This window comes from Marinobacter salexigens, assembly GCF_002806945.1.
Lineage (GTDB): Bacteria > Pseudomonadota > Gammaproteobacteria > Pseudomonadales > Oleiphilaceae > Marinobacter > Marinobacter salexigens.
Window position 1 is genome coordinate 83401 of sequence record NZ_NIHC01000008.1, and the last position, 19396, is coordinate 102796.

The 19396-nt window shown below is 53.6% G+C and carries 15 protein-coding genes; 9 read left to right on the forward strand and 6 right to left on the reverse strand.

All coding sequences use genetic code 11. From position 1 onward, the window contains the following. Window position 1: 1 nt before the first annotated feature. The 5 genes from CDH47_RS15145 (at window position 2) to CDH47_RS15165 (ending at window position 6642) form a co-directional block, all read left to right on the forward strand. Complete coding sequence (locus tag CDH47_RS15145) at window positions 2-1867, forward strand: S9 family peptidase (RefSeq protein ID WP_100640859.1); 1866 nt, start codon at window positions 2-4, stop codon at window positions 1865-1867. A gap of 67 nt (window positions 1868-1934) precedes the next feature. After that, window positions 1935-3098 carry an alcohol dehydrogenase-like regulatory protein ErcA gene (gene ercA / locus CDH47_RS15150; protein ID WP_100640861.1) on the forward strand — a complete coding sequence of 388 codons (1164 nt, stop codon included), beginning with the start codon at window positions 1935-1937 and terminating at the stop codon, window positions 3096-3098. Beyond that, the gene (locus CDH47_RS15155; RefSeq protein ID WP_100640863.1) at window positions 3082-4833 is read left to right on the forward strand and encodes a PAS domain-containing hybrid sensor histidine kinase/response regulator; all 1752 of its coding nucleotides are present in this window, start codon (window positions 3082-3084) and stop codon (window positions 4831-4833) included. The genes ercA and CDH47_RS15155 overlap by 17 nt, the downstream gene beginning before the upstream one ends. Window positions 4834-4893: 60 nt before the next feature. Beyond that, window positions 4894-5778, forward strand: coding sequence for a DMT family transporter (locus tag CDH47_RS15160; protein ID WP_100640865.1), 885 nt, complete (start codon window positions 4894-4896; stop codon window positions 5776-5778). A gap of 51 nt (window positions 5779-5829) precedes the next feature. Next, window positions 5830-6642 carry a thioesterase family protein gene (locus tag CDH47_RS15165; protein WP_100640867.1) on the forward strand — a complete coding sequence of 271 codons (813 nt, stop codon included), beginning with the start codon at window positions 5830-5832 and terminating at the stop codon, window positions 6640-6642. Window positions 6643-6692: 50 nt separating this feature from the next. Here CDH47_RS15165 and CDH47_RS15170 read toward each other — a convergent pair whose 3' ends face one another. Both CDH47_RS15170 and CDH47_RS15175 read right to left on the reverse strand, forming a co-directional pair. Next, entirely contained in the window at window positions 6693-7706 is a 1014-nt protein-coding gene (locus CDH47_RS15170) for a c-type cytochrome (protein WP_100640869.1), read from the reverse strand. 15 nt (window positions 7707-7721) lie between these two features. Beyond that, complete coding sequence (locus CDH47_RS15175) at window positions 7722-8363, reverse strand: c-type cytochrome (protein WP_100640871.1); 642 nt, start codon at window positions 8361-8363, stop codon at window positions 7722-7724. Window positions 8364-8662: 299 nt separating this feature from the next. On the opposite strand from CDH47_RS15175, the gene CDH47_RS15180 reads away from it, so the two are divergent. After that, the gene (locus CDH47_RS15180; RefSeq protein WP_100640873.1) at window positions 8663-10222 is read left to right on the forward strand and encodes a DUF4139 domain-containing protein; all 1560 of its coding nucleotides are present in this window, start codon (window positions 8663-8665) and stop codon (window positions 10220-10222) included. A gap of 54 nt (window positions 10223-10276) precedes the next feature. Here the strand turns inward: CDH47_RS15180 and CDH47_RS15185 are convergent, their stop codons facing one another. The 4 genes from CDH47_RS15185 to CDH47_RS15200 all read right to left on the reverse strand — a co-directional run bounded on the left by CDH47_RS15185 (window position 10277) and on the right by CDH47_RS15200 (window position 15875). Then, window positions 10277-11836, reverse strand: a complete 1560-nt coding sequence (locus CDH47_RS15185; protein WP_100640875.1) for an FGGY-family carbohydrate kinase — start codon at window positions 11834-11836, stop codon at window positions 10277-10279. Continuing rightward, window positions 11826-13451: a glycerol-3-phosphate dehydrogenase/oxidase gene (locus CDH47_RS15190; RefSeq protein ID WP_100640877.1), complete on the reverse strand. Its 1626-nt coding sequence runs from the start codon at window positions 13449-13451 to the stop codon at window positions 11826-11828. The genes CDH47_RS15185 and CDH47_RS15190 overlap by 11 nt, the downstream gene beginning before the upstream one ends. 14 nt (window positions 13452-13465) lie before the next feature. After that, window positions 13466-15082, reverse strand: a complete 1617-nt coding sequence (locus tag CDH47_RS15195) for an FAD-binding oxidoreductase (protein ID WP_100640879.1) — start codon at window positions 15080-15082, stop codon at window positions 13466-13468. 139 nt (window positions 15083-15221) lie between these two features. Beyond that, window positions 15222-15875, reverse strand: a complete 654-nt coding sequence (locus CDH47_RS15200) for a type II secretion system protein N (RefSeq protein ID WP_100640881.1) — start codon at window positions 15873-15875, stop codon at window positions 15222-15224. Between the two features lie 256 nt (window positions 15876-16131). On the opposite strand from CDH47_RS15200, the gene gspE reads away from it, so the two are divergent. The 3 genes from gspE (at window position 16132) to gspG (ending at window position 19393) form a co-directional block, all read left to right on the forward strand. Beyond that, complete coding sequence (gspE, locus tag CDH47_RS15210) at window positions 16132-17640, forward strand: type II secretion system ATPase GspE (RefSeq protein ID WP_100640885.1); 1509 nt, start codon at window positions 16132-16134, stop codon at window positions 17638-17640. Window positions 17641-17643: 3 nt separating this feature from the next. Further along, window positions 17644-18855: a type II secretion system inner membrane protein GspF gene (gspF, locus tag CDH47_RS15215; RefSeq protein WP_100640886.1), complete on the forward strand. Its 1212-nt coding sequence runs from the start codon at window positions 17644-17646 to the stop codon at window positions 18853-18855. An 85-nt stretch (window positions 18856-18940) separates the two neighbouring features. Continuing rightward, the gene (gene gspG / locus CDH47_RS15220) at window positions 18941-19393 is read left to right on the forward strand and encodes a type II secretion system major pseudopilin GspG (protein ID WP_100640960.1); all 453 of its coding nucleotides are present in this window, start codon (window positions 18941-18943) and stop codon (window positions 19391-19393) included. Window positions 19394-19396: the final 3 nt, after the last annotated feature.

Below are 19396 nucleotides of genomic sequence, written 5' to 3' on the forward strand. Positions count from 1 at the left end.
GATGAGGGCCTCTGATACTCTGGTACTTAGCGCCAGTGAAGCCTGTGAAGGCTTCACTCAGCGCAGCAACCTTGTCGCTTGCGGTGCAGGTTTGTTCTGGCTGCAAAATGAGCCACACACAGGCGCGCAAAGGTTATGGCATCTCGCACCTGAGAGTGGCAACCCTGCCCAGCTACACAGCAAAACGCTCAGTATCCGCAGCCAGGTTAATGGGTACGGTGGCGGTGCTATCGCAGCCTCGTTAACCGGAACATTTTTGGTAAGCGATTGCCAGCAAATTCATTTCATTCGTCACGAGGGTGGTCGTAGCCAGGTACTGACGAATGATAGATCAGCTTATGGCGGACTTGTGATCGACCCGCTGAAGGATCGTGTGCTGGCCGTGCGCGAGACCGATAGCGAAGAAAATGATGCCGCAGGCCAGCAAGCGTTGGTTGCCGTTGCGCTGACGGGTGAGGTGGAGGTGCTCCATAGCGGTGAAGATTTTTACAGTGCTCCCGCACTCTCTGCCGATGGCCGCCGCATTGCCTGGATAAGCTGGCAATTGCCGGATATGCCCTGGCTGCGAACCCGCCTTTGGACGGCGGACGTGACAAACGACGGTTTTCTGGTCAACTGCCAGGTTCGCGAAGCGCCCAAAGAGGCGTCTATTCAGCAGCCTGTTTTTTCAGGTAAGGCGCTTTGGGTAATGTCCGATCATGGAGGCTGGTGGCAACCCTGGCAGGTTGAACATCAGGTGGTGTCAAACCGCTGGACCATTGGCGACCATGTGCTTCCGCTAGACCATGCAAATGCACCCTGGCAGCTGGGAGAGTCACATCATTGCCCCTTACCCGGTGCCCGATGGGCCCGTGTGTGTTACCGCAATGGCACCGGTGAATTATGGCTTTCCGAGCGAGGCGCGGGCGGAAGTGCAAGAGTTGCCGGTAGTTATAGTGATTTCCGCGGTTTGTGCGTTACTGGTGGCTATCTTTACGTTATTGCCAAATCGGCTTCCCGGCTGGATGCCGTGCTGCAAGTTGATCCGGATACTTGCCATGTGCGGGTAGTCGCCGGCGGTGAAGAAGCTTTGCCACAATGTGACGTTTCACTGCCAAAGGCGTTTCAGATACCGGGGCTTCCTGGTGAGGTTCAGCCTCCTCAGGGGTTCTATTATCCCCCGGTCGTTCATTCTGCTGGTGCGCCCCCTCTCATACTGATCGCCCACGGTGGCCCTACATCTGCGGCCTATCCGGTGTTCAATCCGCAGGTTCAGTATTGGTGCCAGCAGGGCTTTGCTGTTGCTGAGGTGAACTACCGTGGAAGTAGTGGCTTTGGTCGTAATTTCAGGCTGGCGTTAGCGGGGCAATGGGGGGAGGCCGATGTACAGGATATGGCACGAGCTGCAGAGTATCTTATAGCTGCCGGCCTTGCAGATGGTCTCAAAGTGTTCATTCAGGGTCGGAGCTCCGGAGGCTATACGGCGTTAGTGGCTTTGATGGGGGAGGGGCGTTACACCGCGGGTGCGAGCATTTATGGGGTGACAGACCCGCTTCATTTAAGGCGTATGACCCACCGTTTTGAATCCGGCTATCTCGATTGGTTGCTGGGTGACCCGGATCGTTATTTTCAACGCTGGGTTTCCCGTACGCCCAGACTTCAGGCGACGACCATCAGCGCCCCGGTTATTTTTTTCCAGGGAGGGCAAGATAAAGTTGTTGTGCCAGAACAGACCACAGAGATGGTCGAGGCAATGAAAGAATCCGGGCACACACCAGAGCTGATCTGGTTTGAGGCGGAGGGACACGGGTTTTTGCAGAAAAGAAATCAGGTCAGAATGCTCGAAGAACTGCATAGGTTTTATATCAATCATAGCCAAAGCCGGTGAACCTTCAGAAAACTTGAGTTAAGCTCTCGGGCATTCCAATAAAAAGCGTAATGTTGAGCGTATTCCCATGAGTCCTGACATAGCTGTATTAAGAAAATTTGTCTCGCCAGAAATTGTATTCGGCGCAGGGGCCCGCAAGTCTGTCGCAAACTTTGCGAGTAATCTTGGCGCAAAGCATGTGTTCCTCGTCTCAGATCCTGGTGTGGCGACTGCAGGGTGGGTTAGCGAAATCGTTAATCTGCTGACGGCATCAAGTTTACGCGTCACGGTGTTTACTGGCGTATCGGCCAACCCGCGAGTGGATGAGGTGATGGCTGGTGCCGAACTTTACAAGTCTTCTGAATGCGATGTGATTGTCGCCATCGGGGGTGGCAGTCCCATGGACTGTGCAAAGGGCATCGGGATTATCGCAAGCAATGGCCGCCACATTCTCGATTTTGAAGGCGTCGACACGATTTCCAACCCGCCCCCGCCCTTGATCCTTATTCCAACAACGGCTGGCACCTCCGCCGATGTATCGCAATTTGCGATCATTTCTGACCCGAACCGCCGGTTCAAATTTTCCATCATAAGCAAGGCGGTGGTACCGGATGTATCGTTGATCGACCCGGAAGTAACCGAAACCATGAGCGCCTACCTAACCGCCTGCACAGGTGTGGATGCGCTGGTACATGCGATTGAAGCCTTTGTGTCCACAGGCAGCGGGCCGCTCACAGACTCCCACGCCCTTGAGGCCATTAGACTGATTAACCGCAACCTTGAACCTTTGGTTGATAATACCTCTGATCCGTTTCTGCGGGAGCAAATTATGCTCGCCTCCATGCAGGCAGGCCTGGCTTTTTCTAACGCTATATTGGGTGCTGTCCATGCCATGGCCCATAGTTTGGGGGGCTTTCTGGATTTACCCCATGGGCTGTGTAACGCGCTGCTTTTGGAGCATGTGGTCGCCTACAATTTCCGCTCGGCGGAAGACCGGTTTTTGCGAGTTGCGCAAGCGATGGATATTGATACTCGCGGAATGAGTAAACCGGAAATCCAGAAGCGTCTTATGAATCGCATTATTCAGCTCAAGCGTAAGGTCGGCCTGGAAGACAACCTGGCGAACCTGGGTGTGAGTGTGTCCGATATACCCTCTCTATCCGGTTTCGCACTGCAAGACCCCTGCATACTCACAAACCCGCGCAAATCATCCCTAAGAGACGTTCAGGTTGTCTATGAAGAAGCCCTCTGACGAGCAAGCCAGTGACTATGGCATTGGAGATTTGCTGGGCTTTGGTAGTCAATCTGTCAGAAAGAACTATTACCCGGCACTTCAAGACCGCATTGAAGAGCTTGAGCTGGAGCGCAACCGCTACAAATGGCTATTTGAAAATGCCTTGCACGGTGTTTTTCAAGGCAATTTAAGAGCTGGCTTTTTAGCCTGTAACCCAGCCATGGCTAAAATCTGTGGCTACGATAGCCCTGAGGATCTTGAACAGCGAGTGATTCGCCTGCGAGAACAGTTGTTTTGCAGTTCCAGCGAATTCGACGATTTGCGTCAGGAGTTACTTGACCGGGGTAGCCTTAGTGCGCGGGAAACCCGGCTGCGGCGGGCAGACTCAGAACCGGTACATGTTGCGATTACTTTATTGCGACGGCCTGATCTTGGGCCAGAAGTGGTTGAAGCGTTTGTTGCAGACATCAGTGAACGGGTTCAGTCCCGCGAAAAGCTTGTGCAACTGAATGCTGATCTGGAGCGCAGAGTGGATGAGCGTACAGCCGCCTTGCAGCTGGCCAACGACGGCTTGCACTATCAAATTGCGGAGCGGGAAAAGGCAGAGCGCGGACTGGTTGTTGCGGTAAAAGCTGCCCATGATGCCAATCGCAGCAAAGACAAGTACCTGGCCGCTGCGAGTCATGATTTGCTGCAGCCGCTGAATGCCGCCCGCCTTATGATCTCGGCACTTCAGGAAAGTCCGTTGCCTGCAGAAGAAAGCCGCATGGTTCAACAGGTGCATAGAGCTCTCGAAGGCGCAGAAGACCTGTTGGCTGACCTGCTGGATATATCGAAGCTTGATCAGCAAGCGATGGTGCCTGATTGGGTTATGACGGATGTAGCGGCTCTGGTTAAAGGGTTGGGGGAAGAGTTCGAAGCCATTGCAGCGAATGCCCAGTTGGATTTTCGCATTCGTACCATACCAGCCATGGTTAAAACCGATCAGCGAATGCTGACCAGAGTCATACGAAACCTGCTTGCCAACGCCTTCCGGTACACCCCGAAAGGTCGGGTTCTGCTTGCACTGAGATCCCGGCCGAATGCTTTGCGGATTGAGGTATGGGATACCGGAGTGGGTATTGAGGAAAGCAAACTGGATGAGATCTTTACTGAATTTCACCAGCTTTTACCGCAGGGTACTGGTGGCCGGCAGGGCGCAGGGCTTGGTCTGGCCATTGTAGACCGAATGGTTCGGGTGCTCGGATGTCAAATGGACGTAGTTTCCCGTCCAGGGCGAGGCTCTCGATTTGCGCTGACACTTCCGATGGAAAATAGCCGCGAGCTGCAAGAGACAAAACCGAGTATCAATACGGCGCAAATTTTTTCCAAAGGGTTTGCCGGAGCGAAAATACTGGTTATCGATAACGACCATTCTGTGTTGGAAAGCATGAAGCTCCTACTGGAACGATGGGATTGTGTCGTTGTCACCGCACCAAGCTGTGAGGCTGCAATTACTTATCTTGAGCAGACAGACGGGCACCCTGAGGCTATTTTGGCTGATTATCAATTAGACTATGGCCAGCTCGGCTCCGATGCAATCCATGCTATCCGAAAGATGTTGAGGCAGAAGATACCTGCAGCTTTGATAACTGCCGATCACAGCGTTGAGACGCGACAGAAGATGCGATCCCAGCAGCTGCCCATTTTGAATAAACCTGTGAAGCCTAATCGGTTGCGAGCATTGATCTCGAGTTTGATAGTATCTATTTGATATAGGGAAGGTCTTGGATCTTATTTAAAATCAAACAGCTTTGACGTGAGCCCCCAACGAATGAACTCCAACATACTGGCAGCCGTTCTGGCTGCCGTTTTTATGGGCACTATTGGTGCGATATCTGTTTACGCTGATGTAAGCGCTGAAACGGTTACCTTTTACCGCCTGTTTATTGGCGCTGTGCTGATGGGCGGCTTTCTTCTGGCTACGGGTCAGAAGGAAAGGATCTTGACCTGGCCAGGCGTGAAAGTGCTGGTAACCGGCGCTTTTCTTGCCGGGTTTGTAGTGTTCTACATTGTGTCCCTGGATTACACCAGCATGGCTAACGCCGTGATGCTGCTGTACTTGGCACCTGTAACAGCGTCAATTGTTGCCCACTTCTTTATGGGCGAGCGGTTGACGGGAGCCAGTGCGGGGTTGATCGGTCTAGCGCTTTTTGGCTTTGCCATGATGATGGAGTTTAATTTCAATCTTTCGGGGAGAAAGGAAGAAGCCATTGGCCTCTTTTATGCGCTGTGTGCGATGTTGTGTTACGCCGCTTTTATCCTGACCAATCGATTGATACATGAACGTGTGCATGTGCTCACCCGCAGCGGCTATCAAATGTTGGTCGGGGCGCTATGCATTCTGCCTTTTATGATTCAGCAGGGAGATGCCATTGCAGGTGCCCAGTGGGGTTGGTTAATTGCCGCAGGTGTGATTCCTGGATTTCTGGCGATCATGCTAGCTGTTGTTGCGCTCAGGGCGCTCCCGGCAGCAACTTATGGCACCCTGGCTTATCTGGAGCCAATTACGGTTGTAGCACTGGCGTGGGTCCTGTTTGGCCAGCATCTGAATACGCTGCAAATGTCTGGCTGCGCTTTAATTATCATCTCAGGCATGGTTCAAGCTTTGCTGTCGCAAAGAGCATCTCGCTGGGCTGCAGCGGAAGCTGCTCTATAAATTACTGAACGATATTCGCAATCGACTTTGAGGAAAGAACAAGGATCAATCATGGATAAAGCACTTTTTCAGCGTGATGGGGATTTTTTTGTACCAACGCCTTCAAGTCGAAGCCCTTGGAGCCCACAGCACCTGCATGGCGGACCGGTAGTGGGGTTAATGGCTCATGCCATGGAGAAGGCAACAAATAATGAACGTCTTAATTTGGCAAGGCTGACTGTAGATCTGCTGAGGCCTGTACCGGATGCTCCCTTAACAGTAAATACACGGCTGGTACGGGGCGGCTCACGGCTTCAAATCCTTGAGGCGTCTTTATTGGCTGGGGATACAAAGGTTGCTCGCGCAAGTGCACTTTTTCTGGAGACTAGTGAGCAAGAAGTGCCGGATTACGGTCACTTCGGGCCTTCAGAGCACAGGCCACCCGTCGAGCCGGTTGAGCAAAACATTTCGGAGGCTGCAGGCTGGACAAATCAATACAGCCCAGAAGGCCTACACAGTACAGCTAAAGCAAAACTTATTGATGGGGTTAAAGCCAAAGGGCAAGGTATTGCATGGATGAGGCTACCTGTACCTGTTGTCGAAGATGTCGAAGCCAGTCCTGATGTTATGGCAGCTGCGCTCTGCGATTTTGGCAACGGCGTTGGGCAATTGAGTTTGGGTGGTGGCGTAGGTTGTATTAATGCGGATGCAACCCTCTACCTGCATCGCAGACCCGTAGGTGAGTGGTTGGGTCTGGATGCTCGCAGTCGCATGCAAGATTCAGGCATTGGTCTGGTTGAAACCACTTTGTTCGATGGCCAAGGCCCTGTGGGCAAAGTCTTGCAGGCCATCATTCCCATGAGAATGCCTGGCGCTGAGGGCTAGGGGCGGGCCTGATTGAAAGAGGCTGGCATAGCTCCAGCCTCTTTGCACTTTTACTCAAACGTTCTTGGGCGAATCGTATCCGGTTTCAGAAAGGATTTCTCACCAGTGTTGCTATGATCTCCCAGCACGTGGCCGTCGGTCTCCCGCGCCTGACCATACATTGAATGTTTGTGGAATCGCGCCTCGGTATTTTTCAGAGTCTCCTTCACATCACCCGTATAACGGGGATCCTGCGGTCGCTCCTGGTTGCTCATGTAATAAGCAATATCCCAGGATTCCTGATCGCTAAGGCTGTTGGGCTGCCCCAAAGGCATGTTGTTCTTGATGAACCCGGCTGCGGTAAATATCCGCACGATACCGGCCCCCCAGTTGTTAGACATATCGCCCCAGGTTGCAGGGAAAACTGTCTGGTCTCCCACACGCAGGCCCTCGCCATCGCTCCCGTGGCAAACAGAACACTTCTCTTCAAACGCGGCTTCACCGCGGGCATAGCTTAGCTCTTCAGGACGATCCGGCGCGGGGAAGCCCCGACCGTATATGGGTTGCTCCGGATACATAGCCACACCCTTGGCCAGCCACTGATGGTACGCAGACATAGCCAACATATTGTCGCTGCCGTACTCGGGAGGCTTGCCGTTCATGGAGTAGGTGAAGCAGCCAGCAATGCGTTCTTCCAGGTTATTTACATGATCGTTCTTGCCGCGAAAATTCGGCAGTGTGACGGCAGCAGGCCACACAGGAGCGCTGAAAGGCATGCGCCCTTCACCCAAATGGCAACTTGAGCAGTTCATATTGTTGAACACGTTCTCGCCACGCAACTGCTGGGTGTTAGTAAAAAGGTCATAGCCTTTCCGAATAACACGCTTTAACTCCGGGTGCAGTTTGGCGTTTTCCAGATCTTCCATCGTGGGTGGAATGTGCACCAATTCGTCGTCCTTCGGTGCCGGGTACCCAAGCTCTGTCAGGGTGTCGATGTACTGCTGGGTGGTAGCGTCGCTTGCTGTAGCGTTTACGGAAAACAACAGGGTTCCGGACAGGGCAGCGTAACTTAATGTGCGAATCATAATGTCGGAATCCTCTTATTTGGCCACAGAATTTTGGCTCGCGAGCCAAACAGCTACGGCGTGAATATCGTCCTCGCTCATGCGGCGGGCGATGGAACCCATCAGGTCTTGCGTGTCGTTCTTCCTGGCGCCCGCTTTCCAGGCTTGCAACTGGGCCTTGATATACCCCGCATGCTGGCCTGAAATGCCAGGGAAGACGTCACCCGCACCTTGATTGTCTGGGCCATGGCAGCTTTTGCATGAAACAATGTAATCAGACCAGTCTCCACGTTCCGCGAGCTGCTGGCCCCGTTTCAGTGTCGCCTCGTCTGCGCCTTCACTACCCTTGCCCTGAGTTGCTGGCAGGCTAGCATAGTATGCTGCAACATCTTGAATTTGCTGCTCATTCAGCATGTTGACGAAAGGCATCATACTGGCATTGCTGCGGGCGCCGGATTTGTAGTCATGGAGTTGCCTGGAAATGTAAGCAGCGTCCAAGCCGGCAAGGCGGGGCCAGGATTCACCGCCGGCAATGTTCATACCGCTGCCATCGGCCTGGTGGCAGGCCATGCATATGGCTGCGGTTGCTGCACCTCGCTCAGCATCTGCCTCTGCGAACGCCAGGCCCGAGTAGCTAGCCAGCCCCAGGGCAGCGAGCAGTATCGGAATTTTTTTCATATTCGATTTCCCTTTCGGTAAGCACTACCTAAAGATGGTGTATTCCAATGATTTTGACCAAGATGCCTGCATTGAAGGAATATTTCTTGATGATTATCAAAAAAAAGCAAATCTACGTTGCCTGAAATGGCATGTCCATACTTGTGAAGGAAGCTTTCAAGGCCTCCAGTAACACCTTTCGAGAGTATGTATTTTGATTAAGGTAAGGGAGCTTTCGATGCCAAAGGCGTGTGGATCATGTACTTTAATGAGCACTGTTAGTTCGGCATCAAACTGCTTCAACCGAAAGGTACCCTCTAATGAGAAAGCCCAGCCTACTTGCAATCGCCATTGCGTTTACGCCGCTTAGCGCTCAGGCAGACATCACCGGCGCCACCTTGTATCCATCCCACGCTGAACTTACCTGGATGGAAAGTGAGCAGGTGGGCGCGGGTGTTGGTAATTTTGAAGTTGATGGTTTGCCCGTTAGCTTGCAGGATCAAAGCCTTCAGGTTGTGCTTGAAGGTATCACTGGAGCGCAGATCCAGCAGGTTCAGATCAGCCGGGTGGAGCAGGCAGAGTTTGTGGCCGGTGAAACCCGCAGGCTACGGGATGAACTGGATGTTGTTACCGCACGGATCCAGGCGCAAGAGGATTTGATAAAAGCATGGAACCAACAGGTAACGCTTGCCAGCAAAGCGGCGGAGTTGCCCCATGAATTGAAGGCTTCAGAATTGAACGACATGGCCGCTGCGTTGAAGAATACAACCCAGAGTGCATTGTCGGAGATAAGGACTATTCGGGCGGAAATGACGGGCGATGTGGCCTTGAGAGATCGTTTGATGCGGGATCTTGCTCAAATCAAGCAAGGTGCCAAGGCGACCAAGAAGGTGCGTGTGCATTATCAGGCCCCGGTGACTGGCGAGCTTCAAGTAAAGCTCAAGTTTCAAACGCCGGAGGCTAATTGGCGCAGCGAATACAGTGCACGCCTGAAAACCGAACTGGAAGGTAAGGCCGGCGGCGAAGTGGCCCTGAAACATCTGGCCGTGGTGCAACAATCAACAGGCACAGATTGGGAGGGAGTAGAACTCCACCTTGCAACCGCCAATGCCCGCAGGGGAACTGCCATGCCACCACTGTATTCCTGGGTCGTCAGCCCAGAGCCGCCGGAGGTTTATAGTACCAAGTCTTTAGCGCGCTCTGCTGATATGCAGGCCGAGATGGTAATGGCTAGCCCGGCTGTTGTAGAACGCCAGAGTACCTTCGCCCAAAGTTATCGGCTGCCTCAGCCAGTTGACATTCCCAGTAGCAATTCCGGCCAGCGCTTGATGGTAGCGGAACACCGGATTCCTGCAGAGGTGGCTACCTGGACCGCACCGGTATTGAACACAACCGGCTACCTGCATGCCACCGGAGTGTTCAAATCAGAGGCTCCGATACCCGCAGGACGAGTCACCCTGTACAGGGATGGCCAGAGCGTAGGACAAAGCCACCTTCAGGAATTGACCGATGGTCAGGAATTAACCTTGGGCTTCGGCGCCGATGAGGGCATTCGAGTGGCGGTGGTGAATGAGCTGGAACGCACAGGAGAAGAGGGTGTATGGAAGAGCGAAAACGTTCAGCGCCGGCAAAATCGCTTTGAGATCACCAATCACCACGCCAAGGCGGTAAAGGTCCGTGTTTTTGACCGCTTACCTGTGTCCCAGAAAGACATCCTGACCGTTAAGCCCCTTGAAATCAGCGAGCCGGTCCAACGGGATGTTGATGACAAGAAAGGTGTTTTGGCGTGGGATCGCGAAGTACCTGCAGGCGAAACCGTTAACGTGAAATCCGGATTCGAGATTCGGGTTCCAGAGGGAACCGAGTTGCCACGGCTTTAACCTCTGAATTCCAAGAACGCACGCAGGCGTAAACTTGGAATTAAAGAATCAAACTTACTTCGGGTAGCCCGTAATATCCCGGATTTTCTGGTACAGCGGCTGCAATTGCGGATACATGCGCAGGTAAACCTCGGAATAGAGTTTTTCGTACAGTTCGCGTGCTTCAGGGTTGGGGTGGAACACCTGCCCAACCCGGGTCATCGCAGCAACCGCAGTTTCAAAATCCGGGTGCAGGCCAAGGCCAACGGCTGCATCTATGGCAGCCCCTAAACCCGAGGTTTCATAAGTGTGGGGGCGCTCCGCAGGCAAGCCAAATACATCCGCCGTGAGCTGCATGGCAGCGTCACTCTGGGAGCCACCACCCGCTACTCGCAGTTTTGTGATCTTGGTGCCACTGCGCTTTTCGATTTTTTCTTTACCTTCCCGAAGGGCGTAAGCCAAGCCTTCCAGAATGGCTCTGTAGATGTGCGAGCGGGTGTGAACGTCGCCAAAACCAATGATAGAGCCTTTGGCTTCCGGGCCGGGTTGGCGCACGCCAGGTGACCAATAGGGCTGCAGCATCAGGCCCATGGAACCAGCAGGTACGGATTGCACAAGCTCATCAAACAGCTCTTCAGGTTCAATGCCCCGCTTTTCAGCAATCTCCCGCTCCCGCAAACCGAATTCCCTTTTGAACCAGCTCACCATCCAGAATCCTCGGTATATCATCACCTCGGTAGAGAAGTGCCCGGGTCTTGCTGAAGGATAGGGAGGCATCAATTTAACCGGTTCCACATACCGTTTGTTGGTCGCATTGATGGTGGCGGTTGTGCCATAGCTCATGCAGCCTACATCGGGAGTCAGGCCACCGGAGCCAAGAATCTCACAGGCCTTGTCAGACGCTGCAGCGATTACTGGCAAGCCTTCCGGAAGCCCCAGATGGATGGCGGCTTCTGCAGTGAGGTGGCCGAGGGTCGCGCCGGGGCTGACCAAATCCGGCAGCATGTCCCTTTTTACGGGCATTACCTCCCATTTAAAGTCCCGCTTTGCGGCCCAACGGTGTTTTTTGTAATCAAATGGAAGATAACCCACTTGGCTGCCGGTGGAATCTTTAAATTCGCCCGTTAACCGGTAATTCAGGTATCCGGATAACAGCAGGAAGTGCCGGGTTTTTTTCCAGATCTCCGGTTGATTCTGGGAAATCCAGTTAGCCTGCGTTTTCTCTCGGAAGCGCCGGACCGTGTCTTCAAGCCGAGCCAGTTTAAAGATCCACCCCCAGGGGCCCTTTATCGGGCCTTCAACATGGGCATGGCGCTGATCCAGCCAGATAATTGCCGGGCGTAGCGGTTTGCCATGCTCGTCCAGATTGATCACTGTGCCGCGTTGAGTAGTGACGGCGATACCTACCACTCTGTCTGGCGCTACGTCTGTGGACGCCCAAAGCTCAACACAAGCTTTGCCGAGACTTTCCCAGAAATACTCCGGATGCTGTTCCGCCCAGCCCGGCTGCTCTGAGAAGTAGGGCTCGATCTCTTGCCGGCCCTTGGCAATCAGATTGCCCCTGGTATCGAAGAGCAGGGCGCGAACGCTCTGGGTGCCATTATCAATGGCTAAAATCAGCGGGTCAGACAGCATGCTTTGGCTCCGGGCCGTTCGGCAAGGAATAGGCTTGATTCCACAAGGCCAGATACCGGTTTTCTTCGAAATGCCATTGCTCATCATCCCAATTAAGCACGCTCTGGCAATAGTGCTTCAGCTTAGGAAGCAGTGCTCTGCCACCTTCCGGGGCTATCAGGCCAAGCCGGGTGCGACGCAGCATCAGGTCATCCAGATGTTGCACGTCTTCTTGCGCGCAAGCCCACACAACTTCAGCCCACAGAAGTTCACCCGGAACGGTGCAGTTAGTGGTGTCATCACTAACCAGTGTGGCGGGGCCAGCGGTAAGCACAGACGGCAAATCCGAGCCGTAATAACCGGTCAGTCTCTGCCAGTTCTGGCGGCTGATATTGGCTGGCTTTGGTGCTGAGGGCGACCGACGGAAGACCGGGTCGCTTTGTGGCCGTAAAAGCACCTCGTCGTGCAATCCTCGAGTAAGTGCTTCTCGTGCTATCAAGCGGAAGGTGGTGAGCTTGCCACCCGCAATACTGATCAAGCCTTTATCCTCACGGAATTCGTGTTCACGGCTCTCTTTGGAGGGAGCTTTGGAGTTGGCAGCCTTTTGGGCGGCCATAACCACGGGGCGAACTCCCGACCAGGTTGAAAGCACGTTATCTCTGGAAACTGTTGCACCGGGAAATAGCCTGCCCGCAATGCGCAACAGATACTCCGCTTCTTCATCTGTTATGTGAGGTTCTTTATCCAGGCTTTCTGGATGATCGAGATCCGTTGTGCCCAGCACAGTCGTACCGGCCCATGGGAAGGCGAAAACCGGGCGTTTGTCGTCCGGGTGGAGCAGGGAAACGGTGCAGGAAACGGGCAGTGCTTGCCAGGGAAGAACCAGGTGGCTGCCGCGCAAAGGCCGGATGGTCATGGGTGCTTCGCTATTGTTTTGCGATTGAAGCCGATCTGCCCACACTCCAGTCGCATTGATAATTAACGGCGTATCAACGGCAAAGGGGTTGGGCTCGTTTTCGGCCTGGAGTTCAAGCCCGCTGACCTGTCCCTCCTTTCGGATCACCCGCAGGGCTTTAACGTAGTTCAGGCACCAGGCACCATCTTGACGTGCCTCCGTGATCACTCGCTGCACGAGTCTGGCATCATCGGTTACTGCGTCAGTAAAGCCGCTGGCAGCTGAAAGCTTCTCTGTGTTCAAGCCAGGTACCCACTGCATGGCTTGGCCCGGAGTGAGGAAATGGCGAGATTTGGAGCGAGCAATCCAATCGTAAACCCGAAGCAAAATCTGAAATAACCGTGGGCCAGGAAATTGCCGCTGAAAATGCGGCATGATGAAGCGTAAGGGTTCAATTAACCCGGGCGCCTCTGCCATCAATCGCTGGCGCTCGGTGACGGCATCCCGGGTTAGCTTGTATTGGCCACTTCCAAGATAGCGCAGACCACCGTGCACCATTTTTGAAGACCGGCTGGACGTTCCCCAGGCAAAATCCTTTTGCTCCACGAGCAGCGTTTTCAATCCGCTGCCGGCTGCTTCCCGGGCTATACCGGCGCCCGTGATGCCGCCACCAACCACCACAACATCAAACGTTTGCGGGCCATTTTGAAGCTCTCTGAGTACTGCTTCTCGACGCTTCATCGGGATGGCTCCGTTCAGTCCAGCAGGGTTTTAGGGTTGAGAATGCCTTTGGGGTCAAAGGTATTGCACAAGGAACGGATGGCAAGCATGCCGAGTTCACCTTTTTCAACCGGCAGAAAGGGCGCATGATCCTTACCAACACCGTGCTGATGACTGATGGTGCCGCGGTTACGGACAATCAGCTCAGAGGTTGTGTTTTTCAGATGCTTCCAGCGAGCCAGAGTTTCATCGTAGCTGCCTGCAGCCCGGAAAACATAGGTCGTGTAAATGCTGCAACCCTGGCCGTAGAAATGAGATAGGTGTGTGAACACATGGGCGCGTTCATCTTTGCTTTCTTCACGGGTTTGCAGGCAGGTGCGAAGGCTGTTTTCCATGATGCCCAGCAGATTGTCGACGTTATCCCAGTCGGTCGACGTTTCCAGCGTATCCACGGCGTAGCCCATCTGCCATAGCGCTTCTCGCAGATAGGGCATGGTGAAACGTTTTTCGGCCCACTTTTTTCCGAGATGAGTGCCGGTATACACACCTTTGTATTCCGAACAAATGCGTTTTGCTTCCTGTTTCGCACTGGTGCACTGATGCTTACTGCCAGTCAGCCCGAAGGTCATCATACATTTGCCTTCTGCAGCTCCGCGCAGGGAAAGTACTTTTTCCATCATACCGATAAGATGAGGATGTCCCGCCAATGCCAGTTGAGTCTCGGTTTCTATGGCGTTGCTGAGGCGCAGCATGGAGAGCTGAATGCGGTTCTGTACGAGCATGCGACAGGCAGTGCGCGCTTTATCCCAATCAGGAAAGAATACAACATGAAAGCTCTCCTGTTCCGGCAGGCGGCTAACCCTGACCTTCACTTCTGTGATCAGCCCGACCCGGCCCTCTGACCCGAGAATCATTTCGCGAATGTCGGGCCCGGCACTGGATGCCGGTATAGTGGGGATGTCCAATGTGCCTTTGAGAGTTTCGACACGGGCACCCGCAAACAGTTGCTCAATTCGGCCGTAGCGAAGGGATTGCTGCCCACTGGAGCGAGTGGCTACCCAGCCACCCACAGTTGAGAGCTCGAACGACTGGGGAAAGTGTCCGAGCGTGTAACCTTGGGCCCGCAGTTGGGATTCAACCAAAGGCCCCGGTGTACCGGCACCGAAGGTTGCAATCTGGCTTTCCTGGTCAAGATCCATAAGGCGGTTCATTCCGCCCATGTCCACTGTCAGGATCGGCTTGTCGCCAGCCAAGGGGTTGATGTGACCGGCAACGCTGGTACCACCACCGTATGGGATAACTTCAATGCTGTTGGTTTGTGCGTACTGAAGCAATTTCTGCACGTCGAGACTGCTTTCAGGGCAAGCAACACCATCCGGGAACACTCTGAAGTCGCCGCTGCGCATCGCCAGCCAGTCATCGAGGCTCTGGCCACGGGAGTGGCGAACACGAACTTCGGGTGTGGTATCAATCAGCTTATCAACAGTGGCATCGGTCGGCAGGCGTGATTCAGGAACCTTGGCGCAAACAGATTCAAGGGATGCGTCTTCAAGGGCTTTACCGTCACCTACACGCTTGGATAAAAAGCTTTGCCCCTGTGCGGGAAGTTCCAGACTGAATGTCTCATCGCCCCAACCGTTCCAACGTCGCATCAAAACCCACTCCCGTTTTTTGTATGATGGAGTGCATTCTATCGATTTATCCGGCGCGCACACTGTCCCATGGCGACATTGGTGGTGTCATTTGGCGACAGTGAAGTGCAACGGCTAATTACGTGGCTTTTAATTCAGTCTAACCGTTAGTGCGGAGGCGTTCGCGAAGTTGCTCAAGGCGCTTGCGTATCTCCTCACGGCGCTGCTGATTATTTTCGGAAGAGGTTGCCGAAGCGGGCTGGCTCGATGTGGCTGGTGCCTGGCGTGGTTGGTTTGCATATTGAGAATTGCCGGCGCCAGCAGAGAAGGTCATGCCTGCACGGTTGTCTGGTTCTGGAAAATACAGATTTTCCAGTTTGCCCCCGCGATCAAGAACCACGCGGTTTGGATGAACAGAGCGGAGTTTGGCATTGCCGGGCAGCTCGTCGCCTACAAGAAAGACATCCGTTTTGTTTTTGTCATCTTCTATCAGAGCACTGCCCGGGAATTCGCCGTCGCCAGCCAGAACGCCTCGGAGAAATATCCTGAGGTTGGTTTCTGGTAGATCTTCTGTATTCTCATCAGCTTGTGACTCACCGAGCTGGGCGCTGCCAAACAACTCAAGGGACGCAAGTGCAACTTTGGGGGGAGCAGGTGTTTTGGTGGTGGGCTGCAAAGCGACTTTGCCGGACTGAACAACTTGCTGGTTTTGAGCCTGCCAGAAATCATAGCCCTGCCATGCAGTAGCGCCCACCATGGCCAACCCTGAAATAATAGCCAGCGCGAGTGGAACCTTTGGGTTAATAGAGAGCATTAATTGTCCTGAATGCAAGTTAGCAAACTGTCAGAATCCCTGGCATGGCAAAAGCTGGCCTCCGGACACTTTCTGGAAAACGCCGAAAGTACCACAGGTTATCAGAATAGCGCCTTTTATTGGGAGTATAGTGTAAAGGGTTATTCAGCGGGCCTATATCCTGTGGTAGCCTTCCTGAACCGCATAAAACAGAAAGGGTTGCAGAGTGTGCGAGTGCGCACAAAACCCTGAATGCCTGATAGAAACGAGGAAAACCTTGACCACAGAAACCGCACTTCAGCCGCAGGATGCTCCGCTGGGTCGTTTACCCTTCACCTTTGCCAAGCGCAACGGTGTGATTCTGACCCGCTCGGAAGAGGGCACTCCGGTTATTCTGGTCAGGCCCGGTGCCCCACATTCTGCACTGGCAGAAGCCAACCGCATCAGCGGCGGCCGCGCGCGGTTCACTACTATCGAGCCTGACCATTTTGATCAGGCCCTGAACGCTGCGTATCAGAACGATTCTGCGGAAGCCATGCAGATGGTTGAAGGTATAGGCGACGACATGGATTTGGCTTCGCTCGCTGACTCGGTTCCGGAAACGGAAGATCTTCTTGAGCAGGAAGATGATGCGCCGATTATCCGCCTGATTAACGCTATTCTCACCGAAGCAGTAAAAACCAGTGCTTCGGATGTACACATTGAAACCTACGAAAAACGCCTCGTGGTCAGGTTCCGCGTAGACGGCGTGTTGCGTGAGGTTGTTCAGCCAAAACGAGCTTTGGCGCCGCTATTGGTGTCTCGCATCAAGGTTATGGCAAAGCTGGATATTGCGGAGAAGCGAGTACCTCAGGATGGGCGAATTGCATTGAGAGTAGCAGGCCGTGAAGTGGATATCCGGGTCTCTACAATGCCTTCCTCCAGCGGTGAACGGGTTGTTCTGCGATTACTGGATAAGCAAGCGGGGGCCATTCATCTGGAATCCCTGGGCATGGCACCAGACGATTTGAAGATTCTGCGCAAGCTCATACACCGGCCCTACGGCATTTTGCTTGTTACAGGGCCAACGGGCTCGGGTAAATCCACAACACTGTATGCCTCACTGCAGGAAATAAACGACCGTAGCCGAAATATCCTTACGGTTGAGGATCCTATTGAATACAACTTGCCCGGCATTGGGCAAACACAGGTAAACTCAAAGGTTGAGATGACCTTTGCACGCGGCTTGCGGGCTATTTTGCGCCAGGACCCGGACGTAGTAATGATTGGTGAAATACGAGATCTTGAAACCGCCGAGATTGCCGTTCAGGCCAGCCTCACGGGTCATCTTGTATTATCCACTCTGCACACCAACACAGCCGTAGGCGCTATCACTCGCCTGATGGATATGGGAATAGAGCCTTTCCTGATTTCCTCAAGCCTGGTGGGCATTGTCGCGCAGCGGCTTGTACGAGTCCTGTGTAAGGAATGCTGCGAGCCTTACACGCCCTCAAAAGAGCATTGCGAGTTTCTGCAGCAGGATGTTGCGAACCCGCCGACTATTTACCGGGCGAAAGGGTGTGAAGAGTGCAATCACCTTGGTTACCGTGGCCGGATTGGTATATATGAAGTGGTTGAAATAACGGAAGAAATCAGCGCTTTGATTCACAAGCGCGCAGGTGAGCTGGATCTGGAGCGGGAAGCCCGCCTTAAAGGCCCCAGTATTCACTCAGACGGTGTTCGCAAGATACTTGAAGGCGTTACCACCGTGGAAGAGGTGCTCCGCGTAACGCACCGGGGCCAGTAAGCCATGCCCGCCTACGAATACAAAGCACTGGATGCAAAGGGTAAGCAAAAACAGGGAGTGGTAGAGGCTGATGCACCGCGAGCGGTACGCCAGCAACTCAGGGAAAAAGGCCTGACGCCACTTGCGGTTGAGCCGGCTGTGCAGAAGCGAACGCCCAGCAACCCGTTAAGTACTGGGGGCTCCTTGGCCGCCGCCGATCTCGCGCTGGTTACACGGCAACTTGCAACTTTGATTCAATCTGGCATCCCGATTGAGCAAGCCCTTTCAGCAACTGCACAGCAAACCGCAAAACCCCGGATTCGAGGCATGCTTATCGCCATACGTGCCAAGGTTATGGAAGGCTATACACTGGCGGATAGTCTTGGGGAGTTTCCTAAAGCGTTCCCGCGTCTTTACCGCTCAACGGTCGCCGCCGGCGAGCATGCGGGGCACCTGGACTTGGTTCTTAACCGATTGGCCGATTACACTGAAAACCGTCAGGAAGCCCGCCAAAAAATACAGCTGGCAGCAATTTACCCGATCATTCTGAGCTTTGTGGCGATTGCCATTGTTGTCTTCCTGCTGACTTACGTTGTGCCAGACATCATTGAAGTTTTCCTGAAACAGGGGCAGGAGTTGCCAGCACTTACCCAGGCCATGCTGGCAATGTCGGAATTTCTTTCCGGTTTTGGTGTCTATCTGTTGATTCTGCTAATAGCGGCCTTCGTAGCGTTTCGTTATGCGCTCACCAAACCCGCGTTTCGTATGCGGTTTCACAAGCGCCTGCTCCACTTGCCGTTGTTTTCCGGAATGGTTCGGGGTGTTAACACGGCGCGATATGCCAGTACCCTCAGCATACTGACAACCAGCGGCGTGCCCCTGGTCGATGCCATGAGAATTGCCGGCGAAGTACTTTCTAACGACTACCTGCGCCAGCAGCTAAAGGAGGCTGCCCGCAAGGTAAGTGAAGGCGGCTCCTTACACCGGGCGCTGGACCAGTCTGGCTACTTTCCCCCGATGATGCTGCACATGATTGCCAGTGGCGAGGCCAGCGGCGAGCTGGACAGTATGCTGGAGCGTACCGCGAACATGCAGGAAAATACGCTACAGTCGAAAATTGCAGCCATTGTTGGGCTTTTTGAGCCGATGATGCTGCTGATTATGGGCGTTGTCGTTTTGATTATCGTAATGGCGATCATGCTGCCAATATTGAATATGAGTAATCTGGTCGGGTAGTAAAATTCTGACCCTGAAGAGTTTTAAATCAATACGTTAAAGCTGTCTTTTAAACCAACCATTCAAGAGTGAAATGAGTGACACAATGACAAAGCAAAAACTGCATATGCCGAAATCCAGCCAAGGCTTTACCCTGATCGAGATCATGGTTGTAATGGTGATTCTCGGCCTGTTGGTGGCCGTAGTAGCCCCTAACATAATGGGCCGAAGTGACCAGGCGAAAGTAACCATTGCAGAAACCCAGCTGAAGAATCTTGCCGGGGCGCTGGATATGTACCGGCTGGATAACAGTCATTACCCATCTACCCAGCAGGGGCTGGATGCACTGGTATCCCGCCCCAGTGGTAGCCCGGAACCCAAAAACTGGAACCCGGACGGCTACATGAAAAGCCTTCCGAAGGATCCCTGGGGCAATGAGTTTGAATACGTCAGCCCTGGCAGAGAAGGACCTTACGATCTCTACTCCAAGGGGTCTGATGGACAAGAAGGTGGTGATGACGATGCGGCTGATATCAGCGTTTGGAATATCGGCACCTGATTA